The sequence below is a fragment of the Azospirillum sp. HJ39 genome (assembly GCF_041507355.1).
In the GTDB taxonomy this organism is placed as follows: domain Bacteria; phylum Pseudomonadota; class Alphaproteobacteria; order Azospirillales; family Azospirillaceae; genus Azospirillum; species Azospirillum thiophilum.
On record NZ_CP167905.1, the window covers coordinates 1,110,013 to 1,136,351 of the forward strand.

Consider the following 26,339-nt stretch of genomic DNA (forward strand, 5'->3'; position numbering starts at 1 on the left):
TCAAACAGACACTTCGCAAAAAGGTGCGAAGTTGCGAAGCCCTTTGCAAACGCCGTTTATGGCTTGCTAAGATTGCGAAGAACGGCGGATTTCCGAGAGCCGGTTCGCGGCGGGGCATCATGCGTATGCAAAAGAAACTGTTCCTCGGCTACAAGCTGCGCCGCCTGCGCGAACAGCGCGGGCTGACCCAGGCGTCGCTCGCCAAGACGCTGGAGCTTTCCCCCAGCTATCTCAACCAGTTGGAGAACAACCAGCGCCCGCTCACCCTGCCGGTGCTGATGCGCATCGCCGCCATCTTCGAGCTGGAGCTGTCCGCCTTCCTGGAGGACGAGGACAGCCGGCTGGTCTCCGACCTGCGCGAGGCGCTGGCCGACCCGCTGTTCGCCGGGGCGCCGCTGACGGCGGCGGAACTGCGCAGCGTGGTGGGGTCGAGCCCGGAGCTGGCCCGCCGGGTGCTCAGCCTGCACCAAGCCTACCAGAAGCTGCACGAGCGGGTGCAGTCGCTGGCCGACAGCCTGTCCAACAGCGAACCCAGCAGTCAAGAGGGCGACAGCTTCGCCGGCCCGCAATTTCCCTACGAGGAGGTGCGGGATTATTTCCATTACTGCAACAACTACATCGGCCCGCTGGACGAGGCGGCCGAGCGGCTGTGGGACACCGAGCAGATCCATTCCGGCCCGCTGCTGAACGAGCTGGCGGCCTATCTGAAGCGCCGCCACGACGTGCGGGTGAAGATCGTCGCCGACGAGGCGGGCGAGACGGCGATGCGCAGCTACGACGCCTCGACCGGCACGCTGCGCCTCTCGGCCCTGCTGAACGGGCCGAGCCGGGCCTTCCACATGGCCAACCAGATCGCGCTGCTGGGCTTCGGCGATGTCATCGACAAGCTGGTCGAACAGGCGAAATTCTCAAGCGAGGATGCGCGGTCGGTCTGCCGGGTCGGGCTGGCGAATTATTTCGCCGGCGCGCTGGTGATGCCCTACCGCAGCTTCGCCGCCCAGGCCCGCGCGCTGCGCCACGATGTCGAGCAGCTGCAAAGCCGCTTCTCCGCCAGCTTCGAGCAGGTCTGCCACCGGCTGTCCACCCTGCAGCGGCCGGGCGCCCGCGGCCTGCCCTTCTATTTCGTCCGGGTCGACATGGCCGGCAACATCACCAAGCGCCATTCGGCCACCCGCTTCCACTTCGCCCGCTTCGGCGGCGCCTGCCCGCTGTGGAACGTCCACGAGGCCTTCGCCCAGCCCGGCAAGATCCTGGTGCAGTTCGCCCAGATGCCCGACCGCACCGCCTATATCAGCATCGCCCGCACCGTGACCAAGCGCGGCGGCGCCTATCTGAAGCCGTCGCGCCAGTTCGCCGTCGGGCTGGGCTGCGAGGCGAGCCATGCGCCGGAGCTGGTCTATGCCGCCGGCATCGACATCGCCGACCTGAAGGCGGCGGTGCCGATCGGCGTCAATTGCCGCCTGTGCGAGCGTACCGACTGCCAGCAGCGCGCCTTCCCGCCCATCGGCAGCGAGCTGCGGGTGGACGAGCATCACCGCAGCTTCGTCCCCTACCTGTTCAATCCGCCGGACACGCGGTCCGCCTGAGGATCGCATCCGGCAAGGACGTCCCCTCTTCGGCAAGGACGACACGGTCGCGCCCGTCGTCCTTGGCCCGGTACAGGGCATGGTCGGCGCGGACCAGCAGGGCGTCGACCGTGTCGCCCGCGCGGAAGCCGGCGACGCCGAAGCTAGCGGTCTGGCGATGGCCGGCCGGAAAGCCATAGACCCGCAGCGTCAGCCGCAGCCGCTCCGCCAGGGCGAAGGCCGCCTCTTCCGTGGTTTCCGGGCACAGGATCAGGAATTCCTCGCCGCCCCAGCGGCCGACGGTGTCGGTGCCGCGCAGCGCCTTGCGCGCCAGCCCGGCGAATTCGACCAGCACCCGGTCGCCGAAGACATGGCCGAAGCGGTCGTTCACCTGCTTGAAATGGTCGAGATCGACCAGGACGATCGACAGCGGCCGGCGGTAACGCCCGGCCCGCTCGATCTCCCGGTCGAAAATGTCGTTCAGGTGGCTGCGGTTGGCCAGCCCGGTCAGCACATCGGTGCGCGACAGCACGCGCAACCGCTCGTTCACCCGCATCAGCCTGAAAATCCAGAACAGGCTGGTCAGCAGCACCGCCGCCGGCAGGGCCAGCAGCTTCAGCAGGGTCCAGCGGTCGAGCGGCGACTGGACCTGGATGGCGACATGCCGGTTGGCGATCGCGGCGCGTTCGGCCGCGGTGACGGTCCGCACCCCGCGGTCGAGCGCCTCGCGCAGGGCCGGCTCGCCCTTGCGCACGCCGATGCTCAGCAGATTCTCGTAGCCGGGCAGATGGCCGGCGACCTTCAGGTTGAACCAGCCGTCCTTCTTGATGGTGTAGACGGCGACGGTCAGCGACCGCAGGGTCATGTCGGCCTGGCGGCGCGCGACCATGGCGAAGGCTTCGGCCTCGCTGTCGACCAGGATCAGGCGCAGGTTGGGAAAATCGCGGCGCACCCGCTCCTCGACCGAGGTCCCCTTCGGCAACACCATGGTTTCGCCGCCGAGCGCGGCTGGGTCGGCGACATAGTCATGGTCCTCGCGCGTCACCAGGACGTTGGGGTCGACGAACAGCGGCTCGGTGAAGTCCAGCCACTCCTCCCGCCTGGGCGTACGGTTGAGGAAGCTGAGGAAGCGGCACCGGCCGTCACGGACCGCCGACAGGCTGTCCTCCCAATCGCGGGTCGGCAGCGGACGCAGCGCGACGCCGGACCGTTCCGACACCAGGGCCAGCAGGTCGGCGGCGATGCCCTGGTGCCGTCCGTCGGCTGAAATCGATTCGTAGGGCGGCCAGTCGGGGTCGGCGCAATAGGGCACCGCCTCGGCGCCGCGGGCCGCCCCTGCCGGCAGGAACGCGAGCAGCGCGACGGCGGCCCCGCCCCGCCAGCACCGCCAATCACGCAATTTCGGTCGCACCGGCCGCCCGACTCCCGAACTGTCCATATCTGCCATCTCTCCGGCGGCGGTCTGGCATCCATCCAACCCCGGCAGGATAGCGCGATACTTGAGTAGCGCAGTACTCAATAAGCGTGCCATCGGTCGAATGTCCCCGGTTGGCCCGCCGTTTGCTGAGAACAACTCGCAAGTCCGGGGTGGCGGCCTCTTCACCCGAGTCCTTCCCCCGGTAACTGCAAGCTGCTTTGCATTTTGCCAATGGCGGGCCATGAACGGTGACAATCTGCATCATGCCACAACCCGGCGGGGTGTTCCCTTCGCCCCGCTGGCCCTCGCCCGCATGCTGTCGGTCTCGACCACGGCATTGGCCCAGAGCCGCGGGGTCATGCTGGATGTCGCCGTCCTGCCCGGAACGCCGCCCCGGCTGATCGGCGATGGCGAGATGCTCGGCATGCTGTGCAATGCCGTCGCGGCCACCGCCATCGCCGGCGCCCGGACCGGGCCGCTCGACCTGCGCCTGTCGGCGATGCCGGTGGGAGACGACCGGGTGACCCTGCGGGCCGAACTGACCGGCTGCTTCGATACCGGCGAAGGGGGCGGCTTCGGCCTGGAGCTGGCCCGGCGGGTGATGGCGGCGCTGGGCGCCGCGATGGTGCTGGAGCGGCAGGCCGACGGGTCGCGCCGGCTGACGCTCGACATGCCGGCGGCGCTGCCGTCGCGCAGCGCCGACCCCGAACGGCTGATGGACTGGGCCCGCGCCCGCGGCGGCCGGCTGCTGGTCGTCGACGACAGCGCCACCAACCGGATGGTGGTCGCCGGGCTGCTGGCCAAGGCCGGCTTCTCGGTGGAGACCGCCACCGGCGGGGCGGAGGCGGTGGTCGCCGTCGCCCAGGCGCCGGTTCCGCCGGAGGCGGTGCTGATGGACATCGCCATGCCCGACATGGACGGGGTGGCCGCCACCGCGACCATCCGGTCGCTGGGCGACGACCGCGCCCGCATCCCGATCATCGCCGTCACCGCCAACGCCCAGCCGGAGGACCGCATCCGCTGCCTGGCCGCCGGCATGAACGATTACCTGACCAAGCCGGTCCGCCGCGCCGACCTGCTGGGCGCCCTGGAGCGCTGGCTGACGCCGTGACCGGCCGACAGGCCGCATGCCGGTCGGAGGCGGTCAGAAGGACGAGCCCGACTCCTGCAGGTAGGCCTCCTCCTCCGGCGTGCTGGCGCGGCCGAGGACGGCGTTGCGGTGGGGGAAGCGGCCGAAGCGCTGGATGATCTCGCGGTGGCGCAGCGCATAGCGAACCGGGGTCTCGTCGCCCACCCGCTCGGTGAAGAGGGCGACCGACCGGTCCTGGCTCGCCATGTCCTCGTCATGCTCGAAGGGCAGATAGAGGAAGGTCCGCTCGTCGGCCGTGCATTCGAGGTCGAATTCGTTGGCGACGGCGTGCCGGCTGACCGCGAGCGCCCTGGCATCGGTGGCGTAGGCCCGCGGGTCGTCGCGGAACATGTTGCGCGGCACCTGGTCCAGCAGGACGCAGAGCGCGATGCAGCCGTCGACATCCTCCATCCAGTGATCGTAGTCGCCGCGGGCGGCGGCCTCGCGATGCGGCCCCAGCGTGTCGGCGACCGCCCGGTCGAAGCTGGCCGACCGGCGGAACCAGTAGGGCTTCATCGCCTCGTCGAACCAGAAATCCACGATCTCGTCGATCAGCTTGTCAACCATCCGTCTTCTCCGCTCCCCCTTCCCTGCCGGGGGAGATGCCGTGTGCCGCCCGGACGACCCGTTCCCCAAAAGAAACAGGGCGCCCAAACGGGCGCCCTGTCCAGATCGAAAACTCCAGGCCGAAAATCCCCACCGAACCAATGGCCCGGTGCAGGGCGTGAGCCGGAGGCTCAGTGCAGCGTGCTCCACAGCTTGCGCTTGGTGGCGTACATCAGGCCGGCAAGCACCAGCAGGAACAGGATCACCTTGACGCCCATCTGCTTGCGGGCGTCCAGGTGCGGCTCGGCGGCGAAGGTCAGGAAGGCGGCCACGTCGTGGGCCTGCTGCTCCACCGTCGCCTTGGTGCCGTCGGCGAAGGTGACGCCGTCGGGCTGCAGGATGTTCGGCATGCCGACCTGATGGCCGGGGAACACCTTGTTGTAGTTCATGCCGTCCATCAGATGGACCCCGGCCGGCGGCTCCTCGAAGCCGGTCAGGAAGGCGTAGAGGTAATCCTCGCCGCCGACCCGGGCCTTGGCCATCAGCGACAGGTCCGGCGGCAGGGCGCCGTTGTTCGACGCGCGCGCCGCCTGGTCGTTGGCAAACGGCGACGGGAAGCGGTCGGCCGGAACGCCCGGACGCATGAACATCTCGCCGGCGTCGTTCGGGCCGGCCTGCACCTCGTAGCCGGCGGCGATGCCCTTCAGCTCATCCTCGTTGAAGCCGATGCCCGCAAGCGTGCGGATCGGCACCAGACGCATGGAATGGCAGGCCGAGCAGACTTCCTTGTAGACCTGGAAGCCGCGCTGGGCCGACGCCTTGTCGATGGTGCCGAAGATGCCGCTGTGCGGCCAGCTCTGCTTGGGGATGTGCACGGCTTCGGAGGCCTGCGCGGCCCCGGCGATGCCGAGAGCCAGCGCCGCCGAGAGGATTGCAGTCTTCAACGCGCGCATCAGGCCTTCTCCATCGGCTTGGCATGGGCGCCGGCGGCAATACCGCCTCCGCCCTTCAGAACGGACTCGGAGATGCTGTTGGGAAGCGGACGCGGACGTTCAAGCTTGCCCAGCACCGGCAGCAGGACCAGGAAATGGAAGAAGTAGTAGAAGGTGCCGACGCGGGCGATGATCAGCCAGGCGCCCTCGGCCGGCATGGCGCCGGCATAGCCCAGGATCAGGGCGTCGATCGCCAGGATCCAGAAGAACTGGCGGTAGATCGGACGGAACTTGCAGCTCCGCACCTTCGAACGGTCGAGCCACGGCAGGAAGGCCAGCAGCGCGATGGATCCGAACATCGCCAGCACGCCGCCCAGCTTGTCCGGGATCGCGCGCAGCATGGCGTAGAAGGGCAGGAAGTACCATTCCGGCACGATGTGCGCCGGCGTCACCAGCGGGTTGGCCGGGATGTAGTTGTCCGGATGGCCCATGTAGTTCGGCATGAAGAACACGAACGCCGCATAGATGATCAGGAAGACCACCACGGCGAAGCCGTCCTTGACCGTGACGTACGGGTTGAACGGGACGGTGTCCTGCGGACCCTTGGGATCGATGCCGAGCGGGTTGTTCGAGCCGCAGACATGCAGCGCCGCCGTGTGCAGGATCACCAGGCCCAGCAGCACGAAGGGCAGCAGGAAATGCAGCGCGAAGAAGCGGTTCAGCGTCGGGTTGTCGACCGAGAAGCCGCCCCACAGCAGGGTGACGATCGGGTCGCCGACGATGGGGAAGGCCGAGAACAGGTTGGTGATGACGGTGGCGCCCCAGAAGCTCATCTGGCCCCAGGGCAGCACATAGCCCATGAAGGCGGTGCCCATCATCACGAGGAAGATGATGACGCCCAGGATCCACAGGATCTCGCGCGGCGCCTTGTAGGAGCCGTAATACATGCCGCGGAACATGTGGATGTAGACGGCGATGAAGAACATCGACGCGCCGTTCGCATGGACGTAGCGCAGCAGCCAGCCGTAATTCACGTCGCGCATGATGCGCTCGACCGAATCGAAGGCCAGCGAGGTGTGGGACGAATACTGCATCGCCAGGAACAGGCCGCTGGCGATCATGATCACCAGCATGATGCCGGCAATCGCACCGAACGCCCACAGATAGTTGACGTTGCGGGGCATCGGGTAGTGATTGTACTCGTGATCCAGCATCGTGAAGATCGGCAGCCGGCTGTCGATCCAGTTCACGAGCGGATTCTTGAATTTCGAGGCTTGAGCCTGAGCCATCTCGGGGTCTCCAGAACCTTAGGGCCGCTTAACCGAGCCGGATCTTCGTGTCGCCGGTGAAGGCGTAGGTCGGAAGAACCAGATTGGCCGGAGCCGGGCCCTTGCGGATGCGCCCAGCGGTGTCGTAGTGCGAGCCGTGGCAGGGGCAGAACCACCCGCCGTATTCGCCGCGCGGATCGGTGACCTTCTGCCCCAGCGGCACGCAGCCCAGATGCGTGCAGATGCCGATGACGATCAGCCATTCCGGCTTCTTCACACGGGCATCGTCGGCGGCCGGATCGCGCAGGTCGCCCAGATTGACCGTCTTGGCGGACTCGATCTCCTCGGCGGTGCGGTGGCGGACAAAGACAGGCTTTCCGCGCCAGGTGACCGTGATCGCCTGCCCCACGGCGACCGGAGCCAGGTCGACGTCGATGGAGGCGAGTGCAAGCGTGTCGGCCGCCGGGTTCAGGCTGTCGATGAACGGCCAGGCCGCGGAAGCGGCCCCGACGACGCCGACCGCACCGGTGGCAAGATACAGAAAATCGCGGCGGGAACCCCCCTCGCCGCCGGAGGCCGCGTGGCCACCCGTCCCGGACGGATGCGTGGTCTGAGCCATAAGCCTGTTTCTCCTCAAGGCATGCCCGACGCCCTTTGCCCGCGCCGGACGACCGATGGACCGTTTTTATGCATGACACGACAAGCCCGCCCGCCGGAAGGAAAACCCTCGGGCATGCCGCATCGATCCGGAGCGGGTATCTCCGGAGTCTCGGGTGCGGTATACCGTCGCGTCGACATCTTGAAAAGTCCTTGGCCCGGAGACAATTTGTCGCGTGTGCGAAGAGCAAGAATATTTGTATGCAAAACAAACACTTTCAGACAAGCCCCGTCTTGCGCCTCGTGCTGTTCGAACCGGACATTCCGCAGAATGCGGGGACGCTGATGCGACTCGCAGCCGGCCTCGGCGTCGCGCTCGACCTGATCGAACCTTGCGGCTTCGTGCTGGACGACCGCCGGCTGCGCCGCGCCGGGATGGATTATCTCGACCATCTCGACTGGACCCGGCACAGCTCATGGGCGGCCTATGCAGCGGCCTATGCGGCGGCACCCCGGGCGGGCCGGCTGGTGGTTCTGACGACGCGGGCGGCCATTCCCTACACCGCCTTCCGCTTCGCCCCCGGCGACCGCATCCTGGTCGGGCGCGAAAGCGCCGGCGTAACCGACGCGGTGCATGACGCCGCCGACGCCCGGCTGGTGATTCCGATGGTGCCGCCCGCCCGCTCCTTGAACGTTGCGGTCAGCGCGGCGATGGTGTTGGGTGAGGCCTTGCGGCAGACCGCCGCAGCGGGCATCGCCGCCCCCGCACCGCCGGACACCGACAGGCCATGACCGACCGCCCCACCGCCGACCCCATCCCCGCCAACCTCGTCGAAGAGCGCAAGGCCCGCGCAGCCTCCTGGTTCCGCGAGCTGCGCGACCGCATCTGCGCCGGCTTCGAGGCGCTGGAGGACGAGCTGACCGGCACCCATGCCGATCTGCCGCCCGGCCGGTTCGAGCGCAAGGACTGGACCCGCCCCGATTATGGTCGCGAGGGGGGCGGCGGCGAGGGCGGCGGCGGCACCATGTCGGTGATGAAGGGCCGGGTGTTCGAGAAGGTCGGCGTCAACATCTCGACCGTCCACGGCACCTTCAGCCCGGAATTCCGCGGCAACATCCCGGGCGCCGGCGAAACCGGCGAATTCTGGGCGGCCGGAATCAGTCTTGTCGCGCACATGCGCTCGCCGCTGGTGCCGGCGACCCACATGAACACGCGCCACATCGTGACGACGAAGGGCTGGTTCGGCGGCGGCGCCGACCTGACGCCGATGATCCCCGACGACCGCGACACCGCCGACTTCCACGCCGGGCTGCAGGCGGCCTGCGACCGCCACGGCCCCGACTATTACACGCGCTACAAGGAGTGGTGCGACCGCTACTTCTTCCTGCCGCACCGGGGCGAGGCGCGGGGGGTCGGCGGCATCTTCTACGACAACCTCGAGTCGGGCGACTGGGAGGCCGACTTCGCCTTCACCCGCGACGTCGGCACCGCCTTTCTCGACAGCTACGCGGCGCTGGTGCGCCGGCACATGAACCGCCCCTGGACGGCGGAGCAGCGCGAGCACCAGCTGGTGCGCCGCGGCCGCTACGTCGAGTTCAACCTGCTCTACGACCGCGGCACCACCTTCGGCCTGAAGACCGGCGGCAACACCGAGGCGATCCTGATGAGCCTGCCGCCGGAAGTGAAGTGGCCGTGAGCCGGCCGGCGGATCGAACATCGGGACAGTGCCGGCCGCCGCCGTGACCGGCACCTCGCCCTGCAGCATGTCCCAACGCTCGCAAGGCACGCTCGAACATGCGGCCTGAGGGCGAGGCGATGTCGGCCCATGGCTCGGCGAGCGAGCGGACCCCGGCACCGGCCTGCAAGCCGCTCTGCGCTATCGAGAGGAAAGCGGACCCTTTCGCTCAGATGTCGACCGGCGGTTCGCGCCCACAGGCCGCCCATAGGCCGCCCGAAGGATTTCGATGAATGTCGGTGATGGGGGGTACGGACATGGAGTCGAGGGCGCTGACGGGAACGCCTGGCGTCCACGAGTTCATAACCGCCGCGCCCTTCATATCGATCGCACGGGCGGGAGCGATCGGTTCCTCCCGCTGGGCAATGCCAAGCGCTCCGAGTCGACGGCGAATGATCTGCATCGTAACACCGGGCAGGAGCGCTGCCTGTGGCCAAACCACGGCTTCACCGTCCCAGAAGGCGAGGTTCCAGATGGTGGCTTCGCTTATACGTCCATGGGGGTCGATGAATGGGCACCGTCTCGAACCTGCATGGCAGCAAAGTGCGCAAAGCCTGCGAAGGCAAGCGAGGAGAGATCCTCGGCTGTGTCACGAAACTCCCGAATTTTGCTCGATATGTTGCTCGACTTTTGCAGCGCTACAAAACTGGAAATCTGTAACAACGCCGCGCGGCCGAACTGTCAGGCGGATACCCTACGGCCGCTAGGTTGCTCGCTGATGAAGCGCGTTCGATATTCGCTCGGGCTGATGCCGAGCCTTTTCCGAAAATGGTGCCGCAACGTGTGGGGACTGCCGAATCCCGACGCCAGCGCCACGGCCTCCATGTTCGCCTTTCCCTGACACAACAGCCGTTGCGCTTCACCGACGCGTTCGGCCACGAGCCAATCCCCCGGTGTCTGTCCCGTGGCCTCGGAGAACCGGCGCAGGAACGTGCGGACGCTCATACGACACTCCCCGGCCATACGTTCGACACTCCAGTTCATCGTCAGATCGGCGCGGACACTTTCCAGAAGCGGGGTGATCTCCAGCCCTTCCCGATGCGCGACCGGGCGCTCGAGGAACTGGGCTTGGCCTCCCGTGCGATGTGCGGGTATCACCAGCCGCCTGGCCACGGAATTTGCAGCCATCGGACCGAAGTCCTGCCGGATGATCTCTATCATGAGGTCGATGCCGGCAGCACTTCCGGCTGAGGTGTAGATTCGATTGTGTTCGCGATAGAGCGAGGTGTCGTCGACCGCGATCTCGGGATGGCGCGCACGGAGTTTGTCCGCATATCGCCAGTGTGTCGTCACAGTTCCGCCCGAAAGCAGCCCCGTCGCCGCCAGGACAAAAGCCCCGGAACAGATGGACACGAGCCGCGCTCCCCTTTCGTGGGCGGCTCGAAGCTGCCGGCAAAGCGCATCGGCAACGGGACTGTCAGCCCCCTTCCAGCCGGGAACGACCACGATGTCGGCCTGTTGCAACAGCTCCGGGCCATGGTCGGCCAGAATGACGAAGCCGCCATGCGCGCGCATCGGCCCTTCATCCACCGCGCAGCTTGCGAAGCGATACCACCCCGGCCCCATCTCCGGGCGGGAGAGGCCGAAGATTTCGGCCGCGATCCCGAACTCGAAGGTGCAAAGACCATCGTAAAGCAGGGCGACGACGAGGGGGCCGGTGAGGTTTGGCATGATATTCACGTATATTGTCATTTCCGCCAATTGCAAGCCTGGTGGCGTTTCGGACAGAGTGACGGCGAAAGGAGATCGAACATGGCAACGTCCGTCACCGCTGTTCCGCCGGCTCCAAGCGCGGAGGCCTGTGAGCACTTCGCGGCCGAATTCACATTTGAAACCGACTGCTGGGACACGCACGAAGCCCTCGAAAAGGGAGCCGATTTCGTCCTGCTGGACGTGCGCAGCCCCGCCCTGTTCGCCAAGGGCCACATTCCTGGAGCCATCAATCTTCCCCATGGCAAGATCGTGAGGTCCAAGATGGCTGATTGGCCGGAAGATACGATCTTCGTGACCTACTGCGCCGGTCCTCATTGCAATGGTGCGGCGCGTGGTGCGTTGCGACTTGCCAGGTTGGGGCGGCCGGTCAAGCTTATGGCCGGAGGTGTGACCGGCTGGCTGGACGAAGGCTTCACTCTCGTTTCGGATGAAGCCACGTGACGAACCTCGTCCGGACGGCTCTGCCGGCTGACGTTGCGCCGTTGCTGGATTTGATCCAGCAGCACGCAGCGTTCGAGCAGGCGACCGCGCGTGTACGCGAGGACGACATGGCTCTCGTTCTGGATGCGCGGGAGCCTCCTACCCACCTGATAGTGGCCGAAGAACGCGGCGAACTGACCGGCTATGCCGCCCTCACATTCGACTATGCGCTTTGGAGCGCCAGCCGCTTTGCCTACCTCGATTGCTTGTTCGTCCGTGCCGATGCGCGCGGTCGAGGCGTGGGAAAGCTGCTCTTTGACCATGCCTGCCGCATAGCAGATGGGGCAGGCGCACAAAGGATCGAATGGCAAACCCCTGCTTGGAACGCCGATGCGATCCGCTTCTATGAACGCGAAGGCGGAACCGGAACGATAAAAATGAGATTCAACAAGAATTTATATATGAAGGCATCGTAGAAATCCCGCGTTCCGCAGGAAATAAAATTCAGATCTTGCAACATAATAAACTTAAATTTCCTGAACATCGGCCATGTTCATAAGTTTCTAATGCAGGATACCGAAATCCGGCAATCGATGGACGACGACAAGATCGTCACGGTTCATCCGCAGGGGCGCTTCAAGGCGGACAACCGCACCGCCCTCGCCGCCGCCGCGGTGGCCGGGCTCGGCGTCGCCTGCCTTCCCGATTGCCCTCCCGATTGCCTCGTCGAGGATCACATCGCGTCCGGCGCGCCCGTGCCGGTCATGCTGCGTCATCCGCTGCCGCCCGGGGTGCGGAGGTAGCGCATCGGCGTCGTCCCGAGCGCCTTCTTGAACATCACGATGAAGGCGGTGACGGACTCGTAGCCCAGGTCGCCCGACACCCTCTGGACCGTCGCGCCGCCGGCAAGGTCGCGCAGCGCGATGACCAAATGCAGCTGGCGCCGCCACCGCCCGAAGGTCAGCCCGGTTTCCTGAACCATCAGCCGCTTCAGGGAGCGCTCGCTCATGGCGACATGGGCGGCCCAGTCCCCGAGGGTGCGGCGGTCGCCCGGTTCCGCCGTCAGCGCCGCGGCGATCGCGGCGATCTTGGGATGGCTGGACACGGGCAGCCTCAGCCCCTCCTTCGGCATCAGCGCCAGCTCGTCCAGCAGGACCCGCACGAGGCGGCCGGTATGGTCGTCCGTAGCATGGCCGCCCGGTACGTCCGCCAGACGGAGGATCATCTCCCGGAGCATCGGCGACACCGACAGCGTGCAGCATTCCAGCGGCAACCCGGCCGCGCCGGGCTCGACGAACAGGTAGGACAGGCGGGCGTTGGGCGTGACCCGGTTGCTGTGCGGCACGCCGCCCGGGATCCAGACCCCGCAGTCCGGCGGGGCGATCCAGAGGCCGTTCGCGGCCGTGCAGGTGACTGCCCCGTGCAAGGCCAGGATGAGCTGGCCCTGCGGGTGCCGGTGCTGCGGCACCTCGGCCTCGTAGTGGCTGAAGTCGACATGCAGGGCGACCGCCGGGCGGTCCGACCGGTCGGGATCGAAGTCGGCGCTGCACGGGCGCCGCGTCTTCGCGGATTGGCCTGATTTGGAGATCATATGGCATTATCTCCAAATTCATGCGTGCGGCAATCCGCTATCGATGGTGAACGGCAACCCGGTCGCCGGCCACGGGTGCCCCGGCCGGCCACATGCGACCCGTATCACCAGACATCCGTTGGAGATTGTCATGCGAATTTCCGTCGTCGGCGCAACCGGCAGGATCGGCGCCACGCTCACCCGAACCCTCCTGGCCGCCGGGCATCGGGTAAGGGCCCTGTCGAGGGGCGGTCCGGGCCTCGACGCGCTGGTCGAGGCCGGAGCGGAGCCCTTCCTGGGAAGCTTCGACACAGGAGCCGGAGACCTCGACGGCTTCTTCCAGGATGCCGATGCCGCGTTCCTGATGGTGAAGACCGACTGGAGCAACATCCACGGGCATTATCCGGCGGTCGCACAGCGCTTCGTCGATGCGCTCCGCAAGTCTCCGGTCAGGCTGGCCGTGAGCTTGACGGCCATGGGGTCGGAGGTCAGCGGAAGCACCGGCCATTTCGAGAGCTTCTACAAGCTGGACCGGACGCTGAACCAACTCGACGCCATCGACTTGGTGCATCTGCGCGCCGGCTGGTTCATGGAGAACATGCTGTTCTTCACCGATGCGGTCGCACGGCATGGCCGGATCGGCTGGTCGCTCGACCCCGGCGTGACGCTGCCGTGGGTGGCGACGCGGGACATCGCCGATCTGGCGGCCAGGGAGCTGACCGATCCGACGGGCGGACACCGCGTCATCCGCGAAGTCGGATCGGAGGATCTCACGATGCCCGAGGTGGCCGCGATCATCGGCAGGGAGATCGGCCGGCCGGTGGAATACCGGCTCGTCGACAGGGCACGGAAGGATGTCGAGGCCACGTATCTCGAGAGGTTCGGGACGCCGGAAACATGGCTCGACGACAGCCAGACCCTCGACGCGCTGAACGACCGGCGCGTGCGGTTCCACGGCAGCCGCAGCCCGCTGCCCACCACGATGGAAAGCTTCGTCAGAGACGTCTGGAAGCCGCGCTACCTGCAGTCGGTCGCCGGGCCCCAGGCAACGGAAACCTTCCACACCTGGTGCTCCCGGGACTGACCGGACATCAGCGCCGCGGCGCCGAACCGCCCTGGAGCCAGGGCGCCCAGGCCTGCCGCACCATCTCGCCCCACAGCCGCATCGGCGCCAGCCACATCTCGACCATCGGGCCGGCTCCGGGCAAACCGCCGGGGGTGCCGAAGGAACCGCCCGGCAGCAGCGGGGTCGTCAGGGCCGGCGCCAGCAGGCGGGCGACCGCGTCGAAGGACGGGGTCGCGCGGAACTGGATGGCGATCACCTCCGCACCGTCCTCCCCCGCCTCGCGGTGCCGGATCCGGATTTCCAGGTTCGGCAGATGGGCGGTCACGATCGTCTCGTCCGGCTTGCGGTCCATGCTCGCGGCTCCGTTCAGGATGTTGCGCTGCAAGGATAGGGTTTTTGCAACCGCGAAGTAACCCTCTCCGAAGGAGAGACGGCAACCGGCGCGGGAGGGGGCGTGGGAGAAGAGGAGGCGTCGCTGTCCAGGGGGGGGCTGGCGACGCCTACCCGCTCACACCGCCTCCGCCGTCTCGGACACCGGCAGCAGGCGGCGGAGAACCAGGCACACCAGATCGCCGGCGATGACCCCGCCGGACTGGGTATGGGCATGGACCGTGCGCAGGACCAGCTCGGCACGGTCGCGGGCGGACATGCCGCGGCTGGCCGCCAGGGTCGCGGCGAGGCGCTCCTCGCCGAAGGCGTCGCGCTGGCCGTCGATGGAGCGCAGGACGCCGTCGGTGCACAGGAACAGCGATTCGTCTTGGTTGAGGACCACCGTCGCCTCGCCATAGGGGGCGCCGCGGCGCACGCCCAGCGCCGGGCCGCCGGCCGCCGACAGGAACTCCACCCCGCCCTCGGCGGTGACGCGGCAGGCGCCGCGATGGCCGGCCGCCGCATGGACCAGGGTGCCGGAAACGCGGTCGTAGATGGCGACGAAGGCGGTGGCGAAGCCGTTGAACGGGCTTTCGCCGCACAGCCGCTCGTTCGCGCCGGTCAGGATGGCGGCCGGGCCGAGTCCGGCACCGACCCCGGCGCGGGCGGTTTCGCGGATGGCGCCGCGCACCATCAGCATCAGGAAGGCCGCCGGCACGCCGCCGCCCGACACGCCGGCCGTCACCAGCAGGCTGCGGCGCTCGTCCAGCTCGATCACGTCGTAGAAGTCGCCGCTGACCGTGTCGCCGGGCAGCAGCACGCCGTAGAACTGGCTGTCGCGGCCGACCGGCAGCTGGCGCGGCAGCAGGTTGGACTGCACGTCGCGGGCGGCGCGCTGCTCCTCCTCGATCAGCTGTTCGGCGGCGGCCAGCTTCTCGCTCTTGGTCTCCAGCTCCGCCCCGCGCATGACCAGCTGGGCGTCCAGCGTCTCCTCGCGCGCGGTGGCCTCCATCGCCATGCGGCGGAAGACGCGCGACAGCCGCCCGAACTCGTCGTCGCGGTCGGCGGCCTCGTTGAGGGTGAAGGGGTTGAAGCGCCCGGCCTCCACCGCCTTGACCGCCTCGCCCAGCCGCTCCACCGGCGCCATCTGGTCGCGGGCGAAGCGGATGCAGGCATAGATGCCCAGCGCCAGCACGAAGACGCCGACCAGACCGCCGATCTTGAGCTGGCGGCCCAGCATCGCCCCCGGCTCGCCATAGGGCAGGCGCACCACCGCGACCGCCGGGACGCCCGCCTGGGAAGCGGCGGCGGCCGAATTGGCGGCATAGCTGACCGGAGCGAAGGCCAGCAGCCCGTCGCCCGCCACCCGCAACGCCGCCTCGCCGCCCACTGCCGCCGCCTTGGCCGCGGCGGTGTCGGCGTCGGACAGCGGGCCGCCGCCGGCATCGCCGACCACCGCGCCGCGCGCCAGCACCCGGCCGTCACGGTCGAGCAGCCATGCGGCCTCCACCGACCGGTCGGCGAGCAGCCCGTCGATCAGCCCGTCGGTCCCCGACTTGCGCACGATGTCGCCCAGCCGCCGCACCTCGGCGCCGACCTGGACGATCCGCGGCCTGTCCACCCCGGCGACCCCGGCGAACTTCATCAGCCGCCCGCCCTCCATCGCCGGCTCCGACGCCAGCGAGGCCGGCGAGCGGTTCAGCAGGCCGGCATAGGCGCCGTGGCGCGGCCCGCCCTTGGCATCCTGGCCGAAGGTCGGGTCGGGACCGGGCTGGTTGTGCAGATAGGCCCGGCCGCGGTTGTCGGTGATCCACATCTCGTCCGGGCCGCCGGACTCGGCGATCTGCTTCAGCCGGTCGTTGATGGTGCGCGGCGGCAGCTTCGCCGCCTCGGCCAATGCCACCAGATGGGCGGTCAGCGTCGCTTCCGACAGCAGACGCTCGGAGAGCAGCGCGTCGACCTCCTGCGGGATGTCGCGGGCCTGGGCGGCGCCGCGGGCGAGCATGCCGGCCGCCTGCCGCGCCTCGGCCTCGATCCGCTCGGTGAGGGCGGCGTGCGTTGTCCAGGCCATCGCCACGGTGACAGCCGCCACCGCCAGCAGCACCAGGCCGGTGACCAGCAGGATCAAACGCTGTTGGAACGTCATGGGAATGCGCCCGCCCATTGTGGCAATTGCCACCGCTTCTACCGGTCCGGGACGCGCAAGTCCAGGAACGGGGGGCCGCACCCGCCGCGAACCCTCTCATGATCACGACCGTATGGTCCGGGAGGACGGAAGCGCCGGAGGAGGCTGCGCAAGATTCGACCGTAGGCGCGACATTATCCATTTCGTAACCGGATTTGCCGCAGGATGGACCGGTCCCCATGAGGGACCGCAGCGCTGCGACGCCCAGCGCCTCCACTCCGCCGCCTCCACCCCGCCGGTGCCCGCCCATGCCGATGAACGTCCTGGAAATCGCCGTCTACGCGATGGTCCTCACCGCCAGCCACCCGAATTCCTTCGAATGCGTCGCCGTCAAGCCGGAGGGCGTGAACTGCACCAACGGCCTGACCGCGAAGGCGGACGGGCCGAACCTGCTGTTCAGCACCGGCGTCGTGGTGCGCAAGGACAACCAGGGCCGGGTGAGCCTGAGCAACGGGCTGCAGACACGCTTCGACAGCTCCGCCTGGGTCGCCTTCCAGGACGCGGGGCAGAAGCCGGTGGTCAGCGTGCGCAAGACCGGGCCGCTGCGCTTCCGCTTCTCCAACGGCTTCCAGTGCGAGGCCATGGGCAGCCCGGAAGACATGGCCCGCTGCTACAAGCCCTGACCGTCGGCTCCGCCGGCAGGCCGCCCCGTCACGCCGCGAGCGGATCCGGTCCCAGCGCGTCGCGGCCATGCGGCGCGTCGAGATCCAGCGCCGGCCCCTTCGGCACGATGCCGGTCGGGTTGATGGTGGCGTGGCTGCCGTAGTAATGCCGCTTGATGTGGTCGAAACTCACCGTTTCCGCCACGCCCGGCACCTGATACAGGTCGCGCAGATAGCCCGACAGGTGGGGATAGTCGGCGATCCGCCGCTTGTTGCACTTGAAATGCCCGACATAGACGGCGTCGAAGCGCACCAGCGTGGTGAACAGGCGCCAATCGGCCTCGGTCAGCCGGTTGCCGACCAGCCAGCGCCGGGTCGCCAGCAGGGCGTCCACCTCGTCCAGCGCGTCGAACAGCGCGTCGAAGGCGGCCTCGTACTTGTCCTGCGCGGTGGCGAATCCCGCCTTGTAGACGCCGTTGTTGATGCGGTCGTAGACGAAGGCGTTGATGCGGTCGATCTCGTCCAGCAGGTCGGGCGGACAGAAATCGGTGCGGACATCGGTGAAGGCGTCGAATGCGCGGTTGAGCATGCGGATGATCTCCGCCGACTCGTTGTTGACGATGCTGGAGGTCTGGCGGTCCCACAGCACCGGCACCGTCACCCGGCCGCTGTAGCCGGGGTTGGCGCGGGTGTAGACCTCGTGCAGGCGGGTGGCGCCGGTGACCGGCTCCGGCCCGGCGAAGGTCCAGCCGTCGGCCAGCATCAGCGGCTCGACGATGCTGACGCCGATCGCCCCCTCAAGCCGCTTCAGCTTGCGCAGGATCAGGGTGCGGTGCGCCCAGGGGCAGGCGAGCGACACCATCAGGTGATAGCGACCGGCCTCCGCCGGGTAGGGGGTGGAGCCGTCGGCCGACACCCGGTCGCGGAACTGCGCCTCGGTCCGGACGAAGGCGCCGCCCGTCTTCCCGGTGTCGTACCACTGGTCATGCCATTGTCCATCGATCAGCAGGCCCATGGCTCCCTCCCCTTTCTCAGCATCGGTCCGCCGTCAGGCGCTCAGCTTCGTCGCGATTTCGGCAACGTGGCGGCCCTGGTAGCGGGCGCCGTCCAGCTCGACCGCGCTCGGCCGGCGCGACCCGTCGCCGTCGGCGATGGTGCTGGCGCCGTAGGGCGAGTTGCCCATCACTTCCGAGACGCCCATCTGGCCCTGGAAGGAATAGGGCAGGCCGACGATCACCAGGCCGAGATGCAGCAGGACGGTGTGGGTACTGAGGATCGTGCTCTCCTGCCCGCCATGCTGGGTGGCGGTGGAGGTGAAGACGCTGCCGACCTTGCCGACCAGCGCGCCCTTGGCCCACAGGCCACCGGTCTGGTCGAGGAAGTTCTTCATCTGCGAGGCCATGTTGCCGTAGCGGGTCGGCGTGCCGATGACGATCGCGTCATACTGCGCCAGCTCGTCGACGGTGGCGACCGGAACGCCGCTCTCGTCCTTGTAGTGGGCGGACTGGCGGACGGCCTCCGGCACCAGTTCGGGCACGCGCTTGACCGCCACCTCGGTCCCGGCGACCGAGCGGGCACCGTCGGCCACCGCCTGCGCCATCTCCGACACATGACCCCAGCTGCTGTAGTAGAGCACCAGAACCTTCGCCATCGTCGCCACTCCCCATTCCCGGTTGTCACGGATGCGGTCGCCGCAATCGGCGGGACCGGCTTTGCGGTCATCCAGAAATAGGGTGCGGAGGGCTTTCCGGTAATACCGGATCTTGGCACCTCATTGTTTCCCGGTGTACAACAATGCCATGGATCGCCTCGACGACATGCTCGCCTTCATCAAGGTGGTGGACACCAAGAGCTTCACCGCCGCCGCGGACCGGCTCAACCTGTCGAAATCGGTGGTCTCCCGCCGCATCGGCGAGTTGGAGAACCGGCTGGGCGCGCGGCTGCTGAACCGCACCACCCGCAAGCTCAGCCTGACCGAGGTCGGGCAGGCCTATTACGAGCGCTGCACCCGCATCCTCGCCGATTTGGAGGAGGCGGAGCAGGCGGTCGCCGACCTGCATGCCGCCCCGCGCGGCCGGCTGCGGCTGAACGCGCCGGTCAGCTTCGGCATCCTCCATCTCGCCCCGGCGGTGGCGGAGTTCCTGGAGCGTTACCCGTCCGTCGAGATCGACATGGATCTGAACGACCGCACCGTCGATCTGATCGACGAGGGGTACGACCTGGCGATCCGCATCGGCCGGCTGCGCGACAGCTCGCTGATCGCCCGGCGGCTGGCCCCGGCCCGCATGGCGCTGTGCGCAAGCCCGGCCTACCTGAAGCAGCATGGCGTGCCGGAAACGCCGGAGGATCTGGCCCGGCACAGCTGCCTGATCTACACCAACGTCCCCTCCCCCGACCTGTGGCAGTTCACGGTCGACGGCGAGGCGCGCAGCATCCGGGTGTCGGGGCCGATCCGCAGCAACAACGGCGACCTGCTGCGCGAGGCGGCGATCTCCGGGCTCGGCTTCGCGATGTCGCCGACCTTCCTGTGCGGCCAGGCGCTGACCCGCGGCGAACTGGTCGCCGTGCTCCACCGCAATGTACCGTCGGAACTGGCGGTCAACGCCGTCTATCCGCAGAACCGCCACCTGTCGCCCAAGGTGCGGGTCTTCGTCGATTTCCTGGTGCAGCGTTTCGGCCCGCATCCCTATTGGGACTGCACGCTGCTCGACACGCTGCCGCAGCAGGCGGGCCGATAGCCCCCGCCACCTCGCAAGGCGTTACGACGGCGAGTTGGGGCGGCGGCGGGAGCGCAGGTTCAGCGCGGTGATGAAGTTCGGCTGCTGGCCGACCACCGGGCCCTGCGGCACCGGCTTCTTCGGGGCGGTCGACAGGAAGCCGCCGACACGGCCGCGCAGTTCTACCGAATGATGCGCCGCCTCGTCGGCATGGTCGGCCACCTGGCGGCGGACCGCCGGGTCGAGGGTGTTGAAGGCGCGGGAGGCGAACTCGAAGGCCGGCTGCGACTTGGTGGCGATCACCTGCCGCAGCGCCTTGGACACCAGCACCGTGTCGAGACCGCCCGGCCCCTCCACCCCGTCCAGCACGTCGGCGAGGATGCCGATGGCCTGGATGGTGCGGTTGTCGTCCAGGGAAAGGTCGTCAGCGTCCATGCGGGTCTTCCGATCGTCTCAAGCGGCCCCGGACCGGACATGCAGCCCAAATCCGGATAGCACGACCGAAATCATAGTGTTTGCGCCCGCGTCTGGCAATGGACGCCGCGGGGCGGCGGCGAAATCGTTAAGATGGCCGGCGGAACGGCACCCCCCGTCCGCGCTACGACTTCTTCTTCCTGGCCTTCGCCTGCCGCTCGCCGGCCGGCCCCAGGGTGAAATCCGCGCCGCGGGAGAAGGCGGTCGGGTTCTGCTCGCTCTGGCTATGGCGCAGCGCCATCGCCGGAACCTGCGCCACGGCATAGCCCAGCACCTCGCGCGCCGAAACCATGCCGTCGGCCGGATTGCCGTCGGCGGCACCGCCCAGCCCGTTCAGCACCGCATAGGTGAAGGCCCCGTGGCCGAGCGCCTCCAGCTCCACCGCCAATTGGTTCTTGTCGGTCGCCGCCAGGATATGGACGCCGGCCTGCTGACCGACCAGGGCCAGGGCACGGCGGTCGGCATCGGCCTCGAACGCCCGCCTGACGCCGCCCGACTTGCAGGAATCGATCAGCAGAACGACGTGCTGCGCGCCGATCTGCAGCACGTTCCTGTAAAAGCTGCGGGCGCTGATGCCGTCCGCCGCCACCGCCTGCAGCACCGCCTGACGGAAGGCCTGTCCGCCGCGGGCATCGCCGGCCGCCGTCTCGAAGGGCAGGTTGCGGCCGAATTCGGTCGGCAGGAAATACCAGCTCTGCTCGGCATTCTCGCCATGGCCGGCGACATAGATCACCACCACATCCTGCGGCCGCGTCGCCTTCAGCTGCGCGAACAGGGAGCCGATGTTGGCGCGGGTCGCCTGCCGGTCATACAGCTCGTGCAGCTTCACCTCGGCGAAGACGCCGCCGCCGGTCTGCTTGCGGGCCCAGGCGGTCACGCCGCGGGCGTCGGCCACGGCGTAGTTCAGCTCCAGCACCGGGTTTGCATACTGGTTGATGCCGACCACCACCACATGCAGCACCGGCTTCTCCACCGGGGCGACCACCGTCACCAGCGCTTGCGCCGGCACGCTCTCGATGCGGTTGTCGCCCAGCGCCACGGCGCGCAGCCGGTTGGTTCCGGCCACCAGATCGACGGTGAAGGTGACGCGGCGGCCGGGCTGGCCGTTGACGTCGACATCCTCCGTCGCGGTGACGGCGGCGGGATCGAGCGCCTTGCCGTTGGCATAGAGCACGATCTCGGCGATGCCGGCGCCGCGGTCGGCCGCGGTGACGGCGACGGAGGCCGGGCCGGGGGCGGCCGCACCGGCGGGCGCGGCGATCTGCACCGTCGGCGGCGGCGCGATGCCGGCGGTGACGGTGGGCGCGCCGGGGGTCAGCAGGGCGGCCGGCGCCCGCAGCGTCTTGGCCAGCAGGCCGGGTTCGTAATAGGGCTGGGAGAAGTTCGTCATCTCGAACACCTCCTGCTCCGCCTGCCAGGCGACGTCGCCCAGCCCGCCGTCGGAGCCGTCGAAGCGACCGGCGCCGTCGAGCACGCTCCAGCCGCCCCGCGTCATGATCAGCTGCGCGGCCAGCGCCCCGCTGCCGAGATCCCACACCCGCGCCCGGCCGTCCGACCCGGCGCCGATCACCCGCTCCGCCCCCGGCGCGAAGGCGGCGGCGGCGACGGTCCCCTCCGGGTTCTCGACCGAGACGAGCTGCCGGCCCTCGCCGGTCCAGACGCCCAGGCTGCGGCTGCCGTTCGCCACGGCGACCAGCCCGTCGGGGCGCACCGCCAGCGCGGTGACGGCGCTGCCGGCGGCGCGGATGCTGCGGGCCGGGGTGGTGGACCCGGCCCGCCAGACCTGCACCGCGCCGCCGGCATCGCCGGCATGGAGGGTGCCGTCGGCGGCGAAGGCCAGCGCGGTCACCGCGGCGTCGGCACCGGTCATGGTGGCCAGCGGCTGGCCGTCCGGGATCGACCAGAGCCGGACGGCGCGGTCGGCGCCGCCGGCCGCCAGCCGGCGCCCATCGGGCGAGAAGGCCAGCGCCGCCACCGCTCCGCCGGCCCCCGGCAGGGTTGCCGCCGGCTGGCCGCTGCCGGCGCTCCACAGCCGCACCGTGCCATCGGCGGCGGCGGTGGCGAGCAGGGCGCCGTCGGGCGACAGCCGCACCGCCTGGACGCCGCCCGCGGCGATCCGGCGCAGGGGCTGGCCTTGCAGGATGTCCCACAGCGTGACCGATCCGTCGGGGCCGACCGTCGCCAGCGTGCGGCTGGCGTCGGCCACCGCCAGGGCGCGCACCGGCCCGGCCTGGAGCCGCTGGACCTGCCGGCCGCTCTCCAGATCCCACACGCGGACACCGCCGTCGGCAGAGGCCAGGGCCAGATGGCGGCCGGCGGCCCCCGTCTCCATCGCCGACACCGCACCGGCGCCGTCGCGGACCAGCAGGCGCGGCCGCAGGGCCTGGCGCACCTGGTTGGTGACGGCCTGGTTGATGATGCGCGTCTGGTTGCGCATGATCGCCCCCTGCGCCGCGGCCGGCTGGCTCCATCCCGTGACAAGGAGCCCGGCCAGCAGGAGGCCGGCCAGCAGGGCGGAACCGGTCAGGCAGGCGGAAAGCCGGCGGCGGTTGAACATCTCGCGACCCCTCGATGGATCGGCGGCCCAAGCGGCCCGCCGCGTCTTGAAGTTGAAGCCGGGCAACCGGGACCGGTCAACCGCGGGGTTCCGGGAAGGCCGCGCGCAGGCCCGGCCACAGCGCCGGCCAGTCGCCGTCATGTTCCATCCCCGGCACCACCCGCACCGGCACGCCGGCACGGCCGGCATAGCCACGCACGATGTCCGGCGGGACCACCCGGTCCCTGCCCCCGGCGATGTGCCATTGCGGCAGCCCGGCCAGCCGCCCCGCCTCCGCCGCCGGGTCGAGCGATCCGGCGAGCGGGCTCAGCCCCTTGGCCGCCGCCCAGCCCGCAAGGTCGAGCGGAGCCACCAGCGTCACCAGCGCGGCGACGTCGCTGCGCCGCGCCGCCAGCAGCGCCGCCGCCACCCCGCCGCCGGAATAGCCGACCAGCACCAGCCGGTCGGCCCCGCTCGCCCGCTCCGCCTCGTCCAGCGCATGGCCGAGCGCGTCGACCACCTCCGGGGCGAAGCGGTGGGAGGTCCAGAACCGGGCGGTGCAGGCGGCATCGGCCGCCACCCCGCCATACTGGCAGGGCCGGCCGAGATAGAGCACCCGCGGCGCCGGATCCTCCAGCGCCAGGGCCAGCGCCACCGGGTTGCGCGGCGTCGGGTCGCGCGACGGCTGCGTCATCGTGCTCCAGGCATGGCCGTCGCCCTCGATGTAGACGACCAGCGGCCCGGAAGCGCCGGCACGCAGCCAGCCGGCAAGGGTGAAGGGCGGCGCCTTGAAGCTGTGCGGCAGCAGGCCGGCCGGCCGGGCGGCGGCATCCACCGCCGCCTGCCGCTCCGCCGGGGTCAGGCCGGCGCAGCCGGTGGCGAGCGGCAGCGCCGCCAGCAGCAGCGGCGCGAGCCGCCGGGCCGCTCCGACCGGACGGGAGGACAACCGGTGCCGCCCCCGCTCAGAAGGCCATGCGGGCCGACAGGCCGACCGTCGTGTCGCGCTGGTTGGCGCGGAAGGCCTGGGTCGTCACCTGGGCAGTCAGGTTCAGCGCGTCGTTCGCGCTCACCCGGACGCCGGCCGCGGCGACCATGCCGGCGCGGTTGCCGCCCCCGGACGTCACCAGGGCGCCGCCCGTGCTGCCGGTGTTGCGGTTCAGCATGTCGTACTCCAGCGTGGCGCCGGCGAAGGGCCGGACGCTCGGCGTCGCTTCATACTCCGCCTCGCCCCCGAGGCGCCACTGGCGCAGATCGTTGACGCCCGGCGACACCACCGCGCCGGCGCTGTCGGTGTAGCTGTCGCTGCGGGTGCGGGCGATGGACAGGCCGGTGACGCCGCGGAAGGTCCAGGCGCCCTCCACCAGATAGCCGGACAGGTTGGTGCTGGCGATCAGCCGGTCCGAGCCGTAGCGCCCGGTGCTCATCCCGCCCAGCAGGTTCTGGCGGGTGCGGTTGTAGCCGTGGCCGTAGGACAGGCTGACATCGACCGTGAGGTAATCGTTGATGGCGTAGCCGAGATAGGGCGTGACCGACAGCCCGTTGCCGGTGCGCCGGCCGTTCAGGGTGGTCAGGTCGAAATGATTGTGCTCCATCCCGACCGCAGCGCCGACCACCAGCGATCCGGTCAGCTTGTAGTCGGCGCCGACCATGGCGGTCTGGGTGCGGCCGTTGAATTCCGCCGCCGGCTCGAAGCTGCGCAGGAAGGAGACGCTGCCGTCGGCCCAGCCGGACAATTGCCCGGTGCCCCCGGCGGCATCGCCGGCCGACAGGCCGAAGCCGGACGGGCCGCCTTCGGCGCTGCGCTGGCGGGCGCCCATCTGGCCGCGCAGCGCGTCGCTGACGCGGCTGGCGATGGCGCGGACGGTCTGGGTGACCACGGCGCGCTCGCTCTGCTGCGCGACCTGGGCCAGCGAGGCCTCCTGCGTCACGCCGGACGCGGCGCGGGTGTCGACGTCGACGCTGGTCAGCACGATGGCGCCGTTGCGCACCTCGAACAGGTAGCGGCCGGGAATGCTGACGTTCGACTGGCGGATCAGCGCCGTCACCGCGCTGTTGTCCAGGAAGGCGCCGGGCACGGCCGAGCCGTTGATCTCGTAATACTGGGTGCCGTCCGCATTGGAATAGCCGGCGCGGGCCGACGAGCCGCCCAGGCCGCCGCTGCCGCCGGACGCGCTGCCGGTTTCCCACTGGATCTGGTTGTAGTTCATCTGGATGTCGAAATCGCCGGTCCGGCGGTCGGAACGGTCGACCAGCACGACCTGGAAGCTGTTGCGCTTGTCGCTGCCGCCGTAATAGCCGACGTTGTTCCAGGTGGTGACGAAGGCGGTGCGGCCGTCCACGACGGACTGGCCATACTGCACGGTGCCGCCGTTGCGGGTGTCCACGTCGGCCCAGAAGGGGGCGATGATGTCGCGGCCGACCCGGTTCAGCGCCGACGGCGTGAAGGTGGCGTTGCTTTGCCCGAAGGTGATGTTGCCGTTGTTGTTGACATAGGCGGTGCTGCGCGAGGTGCCCCAGATGTTGGCGGCGAAGCCAAGCGACACCGGCGAGGTCGAACCGTCGTCGTTCGCGGCCAGGGAGCCGGCATAGGTCACGCCGCTCTCGAGCATGGTGCCGGCCTCGGCGCCGGACGCCGCGACGAGCGCCGCCGGAAGTCCGGCTGCCAGCCCCCATGCGAGCCCGACCGCCAGCGCGATGGCCGCGGTGCGCGGGCTGGAAGAATGAATTGCCCTGGTCCAGGTCGACATCGTCCGGATTCTCCGAAGGTGGCAATCGGGATCGGAGAGAGCGGATGCGCGTGAACGCGGCCACGGCACGCAGAGATGCGCACGACGGCACGCCTTCGACACGGGAAGCCCCCACAACCCTATCGAATGCGGTATGATTTTCGGAGAAACGGTCGCACGGATTCGCCGTACAATTGAGAGAAATTTCGCCGCACCGCTTCCCGCCTGAACTTCCATCCGCGGCTGTTGCGCGCCGGCAACATTCCTCCCATGCGGAAAAGCATTGGCAGGATATGGTTCCAGGTCACACTTGAAATCGACCGCAGCCAAGGCCGGCCGCGATTTGAGGAATGCAGACGATGAAGAAGGGTCTTCCCGCAGCCGCCACGCTCGCCGCCATGCTTCTGGCCGGCATATCTCTGGCCACCATGCCGGCCGCTCATGCGCAAGGCGGTTCCGACAGCCTGCTGCGCAACCAGAGCCGGATCGTCGATCAGGCCGTCGGGTCGCAGGCACGCCAGGGGGTGCAGCAGGGGGCGCGCCAGGGGGTCGGGCAGGCAACCGGCGGCACGGCGACGGTCGCCGCCCGTGCGGTCAACCTGCGGGCCGAGCCGGCCCAGGCGGCGCCGGTGCTCGGCGTGCTGCCCCAGGGAACGCTGCTGACCGTGACCGGACCGGCCGAGGGCGCCTGGACCCCGGTCGAGCATCAGGGGCGCGCGGGGTTCGTCGTCACCTCGCTGCTGGCCCGGAACCGCTGAACCGGCGGCGCCC

General features: G+C 69.2%; 27 protein-coding genes. 11 read left to right on the forward strand and 16 right to left on the reverse strand.

The genetic code is table 11. From position 1 onward, the window contains the following. The first annotated feature begins 125 nt into the window (after window positions 1-125). A complete protein-coding gene (locus tag ABMY26_RS05340) occupies window positions 126-1,586 on the forward strand; it encodes a short-chain fatty acyl-CoA regulator family protein (protein ID WP_372394449.1) in 1,461 nt (486 codons plus the stop codon). On the opposite strand, the gene ABMY26_RS05345 is transcribed toward ABMY26_RS05340, so the two are convergent. Then, window positions 1,558-3,003, reverse strand: a complete 1,446-nt coding sequence (locus ABMY26_RS05345) for a diguanylate cyclase (protein ID WP_372394450.1) — start codon at window positions 3,001-3,003, stop codon at window positions 1,558-1,560. The genes ABMY26_RS05340 and ABMY26_RS05345 overlap by 29 nt on opposite strands. A 220-nt stretch (window positions 3,004-3,223) precedes the next feature. Between ABMY26_RS05345 and ABMY26_RS05350 the strand changes: the two genes are divergently transcribed. Next, the gene (locus ABMY26_RS05350) at window positions 3,224-4,093 is read left to right on the forward strand and encodes a response regulator (protein ID WP_372394451.1); all 870 of its coding nucleotides are present in this window, start codon (window positions 3,224-3,226) and stop codon (window positions 4,091-4,093) included. Between the two features lie 33 nt (window positions 4,094-4,126). On the opposite strand, the gene ABMY26_RS05355 is transcribed toward ABMY26_RS05350, so the two are convergent. From ABMY26_RS05355 to petA, 4 genes are all read right to left on the reverse strand, one after another. Then, window positions 4,127-4,678 carry a DUF924 family protein gene (locus ABMY26_RS05355; RefSeq protein WP_372394452.1) on the reverse strand — a complete coding sequence of 184 codons (552 nt, stop codon included), beginning with the start codon at window positions 4,676-4,678 and terminating at the stop codon, window positions 4,127-4,129. 170 nt (window positions 4,679-4,848) lie between these two features. Further along, window positions 4,849-5,610, reverse strand: coding sequence for a cytochrome c1 (locus ABMY26_RS05360; RefSeq protein ID WP_372394453.1), 762 nt, complete (start codon window positions 5,608-5,610; stop codon window positions 4,849-4,851). Then, window positions 5,610-6,878, reverse strand: coding sequence for a cytochrome b N-terminal domain-containing protein (locus ABMY26_RS05365; protein ID WP_045586129.1), 1,269 nt, complete (start codon window positions 6,876-6,878; stop codon window positions 5,610-5,612). Before ABMY26_RS05365 ends, ABMY26_RS05360 begins: the two co-directional genes overlap by 1 nt. Window positions 6,879-6,906: 28 nt before the next feature. Further along, on the reverse strand, window positions 6,907-7,476 hold the full coding sequence (petA, locus tag ABMY26_RS05370) for a ubiquinol-cytochrome c reductase iron-sulfur subunit (RefSeq protein WP_045586128.1): 570 nt from the start codon (window positions 7,474-7,476) through the stop codon (window positions 6,907-6,909). A 272-nt stretch (window positions 7,477-7,748) separates the two neighbouring features. On the opposite strand from petA, the gene ABMY26_RS05375 reads away from it, so the two are divergent. Then, the gene (locus ABMY26_RS05375; RefSeq protein WP_372394454.1) at window positions 7,749-8,246 is read left to right on the forward strand and encodes a tRNA (cytidine(34)-2'-O)-methyltransferase; all 498 of its coding nucleotides are present in this window, start codon (window positions 7,749-7,751) and stop codon (window positions 8,244-8,246) included. Next, window positions 8,243-9,151: an oxygen-dependent coproporphyrinogen oxidase gene (hemF, locus tag ABMY26_RS05380; RefSeq protein WP_372394455.1), complete on the forward strand. Its 909-nt coding sequence runs from the start codon at window positions 8,243-8,245 to the stop codon at window positions 9,149-9,151. The genes ABMY26_RS05375 and hemF overlap by 4 nt, the downstream gene beginning before the upstream one ends. Before the next feature lie 208 nt (window positions 9,152-9,359). Here hemF and ABMY26_RS05385 read toward each other — a convergent pair whose 3' ends face one another. Then, window positions 9,360-9,698 carry an aminotransferase class IV gene (locus ABMY26_RS05385; protein ID WP_372395103.1) on the reverse strand — a complete coding sequence of 113 codons (339 nt, stop codon included), beginning with the start codon at window positions 9,696-9,698 and terminating at the stop codon, window positions 9,360-9,362. Between the two features lie 173 nt (window positions 9,699-9,871). Then, complete coding sequence (gene ftrA / locus ABMY26_RS05390; RefSeq protein WP_372394456.1) at window positions 9,872-10,861, reverse strand: transcriptional regulator FtrA; 990 nt, start codon at window positions 10,859-10,861, stop codon at window positions 9,872-9,874. Window positions 10,862-10,942: 81 nt separating this feature from the next. Here ftrA and ABMY26_RS05395 point away from each other — a divergent pair, with 81 nt between their 5' ends. The 3 genes from ABMY26_RS05395 (at window position 10,943) to ABMY26_RS05405 (ending at window position 12,126) form a co-directional block, all read left to right on the forward strand. Then, a complete protein-coding gene (locus ABMY26_RS05395) occupies window positions 10,943-11,344 on the forward strand; it encodes a rhodanese-like domain-containing protein (RefSeq protein ID WP_372394457.1) in 402 nt (133 codons plus the stop codon). Then, window positions 11,341-11,799 carry an N-acetyltransferase family protein gene (locus tag ABMY26_RS05400; RefSeq protein WP_372394458.1) on the forward strand — a complete coding sequence of 153 codons (459 nt, stop codon included), beginning with the start codon at window positions 11,341-11,343 and terminating at the stop codon, window positions 11,797-11,799. Before ABMY26_RS05395 ends, ABMY26_RS05400 begins: the two co-directional genes overlap by 4 nt. Before the next feature lie 117 nt (window positions 11,800-11,916). Beyond that, a complete protein-coding gene (locus ABMY26_RS05405; protein ID WP_372394459.1) occupies window positions 11,917-12,126 on the forward strand; it encodes a hypothetical protein in 210 nt (69 codons plus the stop codon). On the opposite strand, the gene ABMY26_RS05410 is transcribed toward ABMY26_RS05405, so the two are convergent. Continuing rightward, window positions 12,096-12,914, reverse strand: a complete 819-nt coding sequence (locus ABMY26_RS05410) for a helix-turn-helix transcriptional regulator (RefSeq protein WP_372394461.1) — start codon at window positions 12,912-12,914, stop codon at window positions 12,096-12,098. The genes ABMY26_RS05405 and ABMY26_RS05410 overlap by 31 nt on opposite strands. A 130-nt stretch (window positions 12,915-13,044) precedes the next feature. Here ABMY26_RS05410 and ABMY26_RS05415 point away from each other — a divergent pair, with 130 nt between their 5' ends. Then, on the forward strand, window positions 13,045-13,977 hold the full coding sequence (locus ABMY26_RS05415) for an NmrA family NAD(P)-binding protein (protein WP_372394462.1): 933 nt from the start codon (window positions 13,045-13,047) through the stop codon (window positions 13,975-13,977). A 7-nt stretch (window positions 13,978-13,984) separates the two neighbouring features. Here the strand turns inward: ABMY26_RS05415 and ABMY26_RS05420 are convergent, their stop codons facing one another. Together ABMY26_RS05420 and ABMY26_RS05425 are read right to left on the reverse strand one after the other, a co-directional pair. Continuing rightward, complete coding sequence (locus tag ABMY26_RS05420) at window positions 13,985-14,311, reverse strand: hypothetical protein (protein ID WP_372394463.1); 327 nt, start codon at window positions 14,309-14,311, stop codon at window positions 13,985-13,987. Window positions 14,312-14,467: 156 nt separating this feature from the next. After that, a complete protein-coding gene (locus tag ABMY26_RS05425) occupies window positions 14,468-16,474 on the reverse strand; it encodes a PP2C family protein-serine/threonine phosphatase (RefSeq protein WP_372394464.1) in 2,007 nt (668 codons plus the stop codon). Between the two features lie 287 nt (window positions 16,475-16,761). On the opposite strand from ABMY26_RS05425, the gene ABMY26_RS05430 reads away from it, so the two are divergent. After that, a complete protein-coding gene (locus ABMY26_RS05430; RefSeq protein WP_372394465.1) occupies window positions 16,762-17,136 on the forward strand; it encodes a hypothetical protein in 375 nt (124 codons plus the stop codon). Window positions 17,137-17,164: 28 nt separating this feature from the next. Here ABMY26_RS05430 and ABMY26_RS05435 read toward each other — a convergent pair whose 3' ends face one another. Together ABMY26_RS05435 and wrbA are read right to left on the reverse strand one after the other, a co-directional pair. After that, window positions 17,165-18,130: a glutathione S-transferase family protein gene (locus tag ABMY26_RS05435; RefSeq protein WP_372394466.1), complete on the reverse strand. Its 966-nt coding sequence runs from the start codon at window positions 18,128-18,130 to the stop codon at window positions 17,165-17,167. A gap of 33 nt (window positions 18,131-18,163) precedes the next feature. After that, window positions 18,164-18,766, reverse strand: coding sequence for an NAD(P)H:quinone oxidoreductase (gene wrbA, locus ABMY26_RS05440; RefSeq protein ID WP_372394467.1), 603 nt, complete (start codon window positions 18,764-18,766; stop codon window positions 18,164-18,166). A 148-nt stretch (window positions 18,767-18,914) separates the two neighbouring features. Here wrbA and ABMY26_RS05445 point away from each other — a divergent pair, with 148 nt between their 5' ends. Then, entirely contained in the window at window positions 18,915-19,853 is a 939-nt protein-coding gene (locus ABMY26_RS05445) for a LysR family transcriptional regulator (protein WP_372394468.1), read from the forward strand. A 21-nt stretch (window positions 19,854-19,874) separates the two neighbouring features. Here the strand turns inward: ABMY26_RS05445 and ABMY26_RS05450 are convergent, their stop codons facing one another. From ABMY26_RS05450 to ABMY26_RS05465, 4 genes are all read right to left on the reverse strand, one after another. Continuing rightward, complete coding sequence (locus ABMY26_RS05450; RefSeq protein WP_045586120.1) at window positions 19,875-20,267, reverse strand: hypothetical protein; 393 nt, start codon at window positions 20,265-20,267, stop codon at window positions 19,875-19,877. A 163-nt stretch (window positions 20,268-20,430) separates the two neighbouring features. Continuing rightward, window positions 20,431-22,863 carry a caspase family protein gene (locus tag ABMY26_RS05455; protein WP_372394469.1) on the reverse strand — a complete coding sequence of 811 codons (2,433 nt, stop codon included), beginning with the start codon at window positions 22,861-22,863 and terminating at the stop codon, window positions 20,431-20,433. Between the two features lie 76 nt (window positions 22,864-22,939). Then, window positions 22,940-23,788 carry an alpha/beta hydrolase gene (locus tag ABMY26_RS05460; protein ID WP_372394470.1) on the reverse strand — a complete coding sequence of 283 codons (849 nt, stop codon included), beginning with the start codon at window positions 23,786-23,788 and terminating at the stop codon, window positions 22,940-22,942. A gap of 16 nt (window positions 23,789-23,804) precedes the next feature. Then, a complete protein-coding gene (locus tag ABMY26_RS05465) occupies window positions 23,805-25,589 on the reverse strand; it encodes a nidogen-like domain-containing protein (protein WP_372394471.1) in 1,785 nt (594 codons plus the stop codon). 338 nt (window positions 25,590-25,927) lie between these two features. Here ABMY26_RS05465 and ABMY26_RS05470 point away from each other — a divergent pair, with 338 nt between their 5' ends. Beyond that, a complete protein-coding gene (locus tag ABMY26_RS05470; RefSeq protein WP_372394472.1) occupies window positions 25,928-26,326 on the forward strand; it encodes an SH3 domain-containing protein in 399 nt (132 codons plus the stop codon). The last annotated feature ends 13 nt before the right edge of the window (window positions 26,327-26,339 follow it).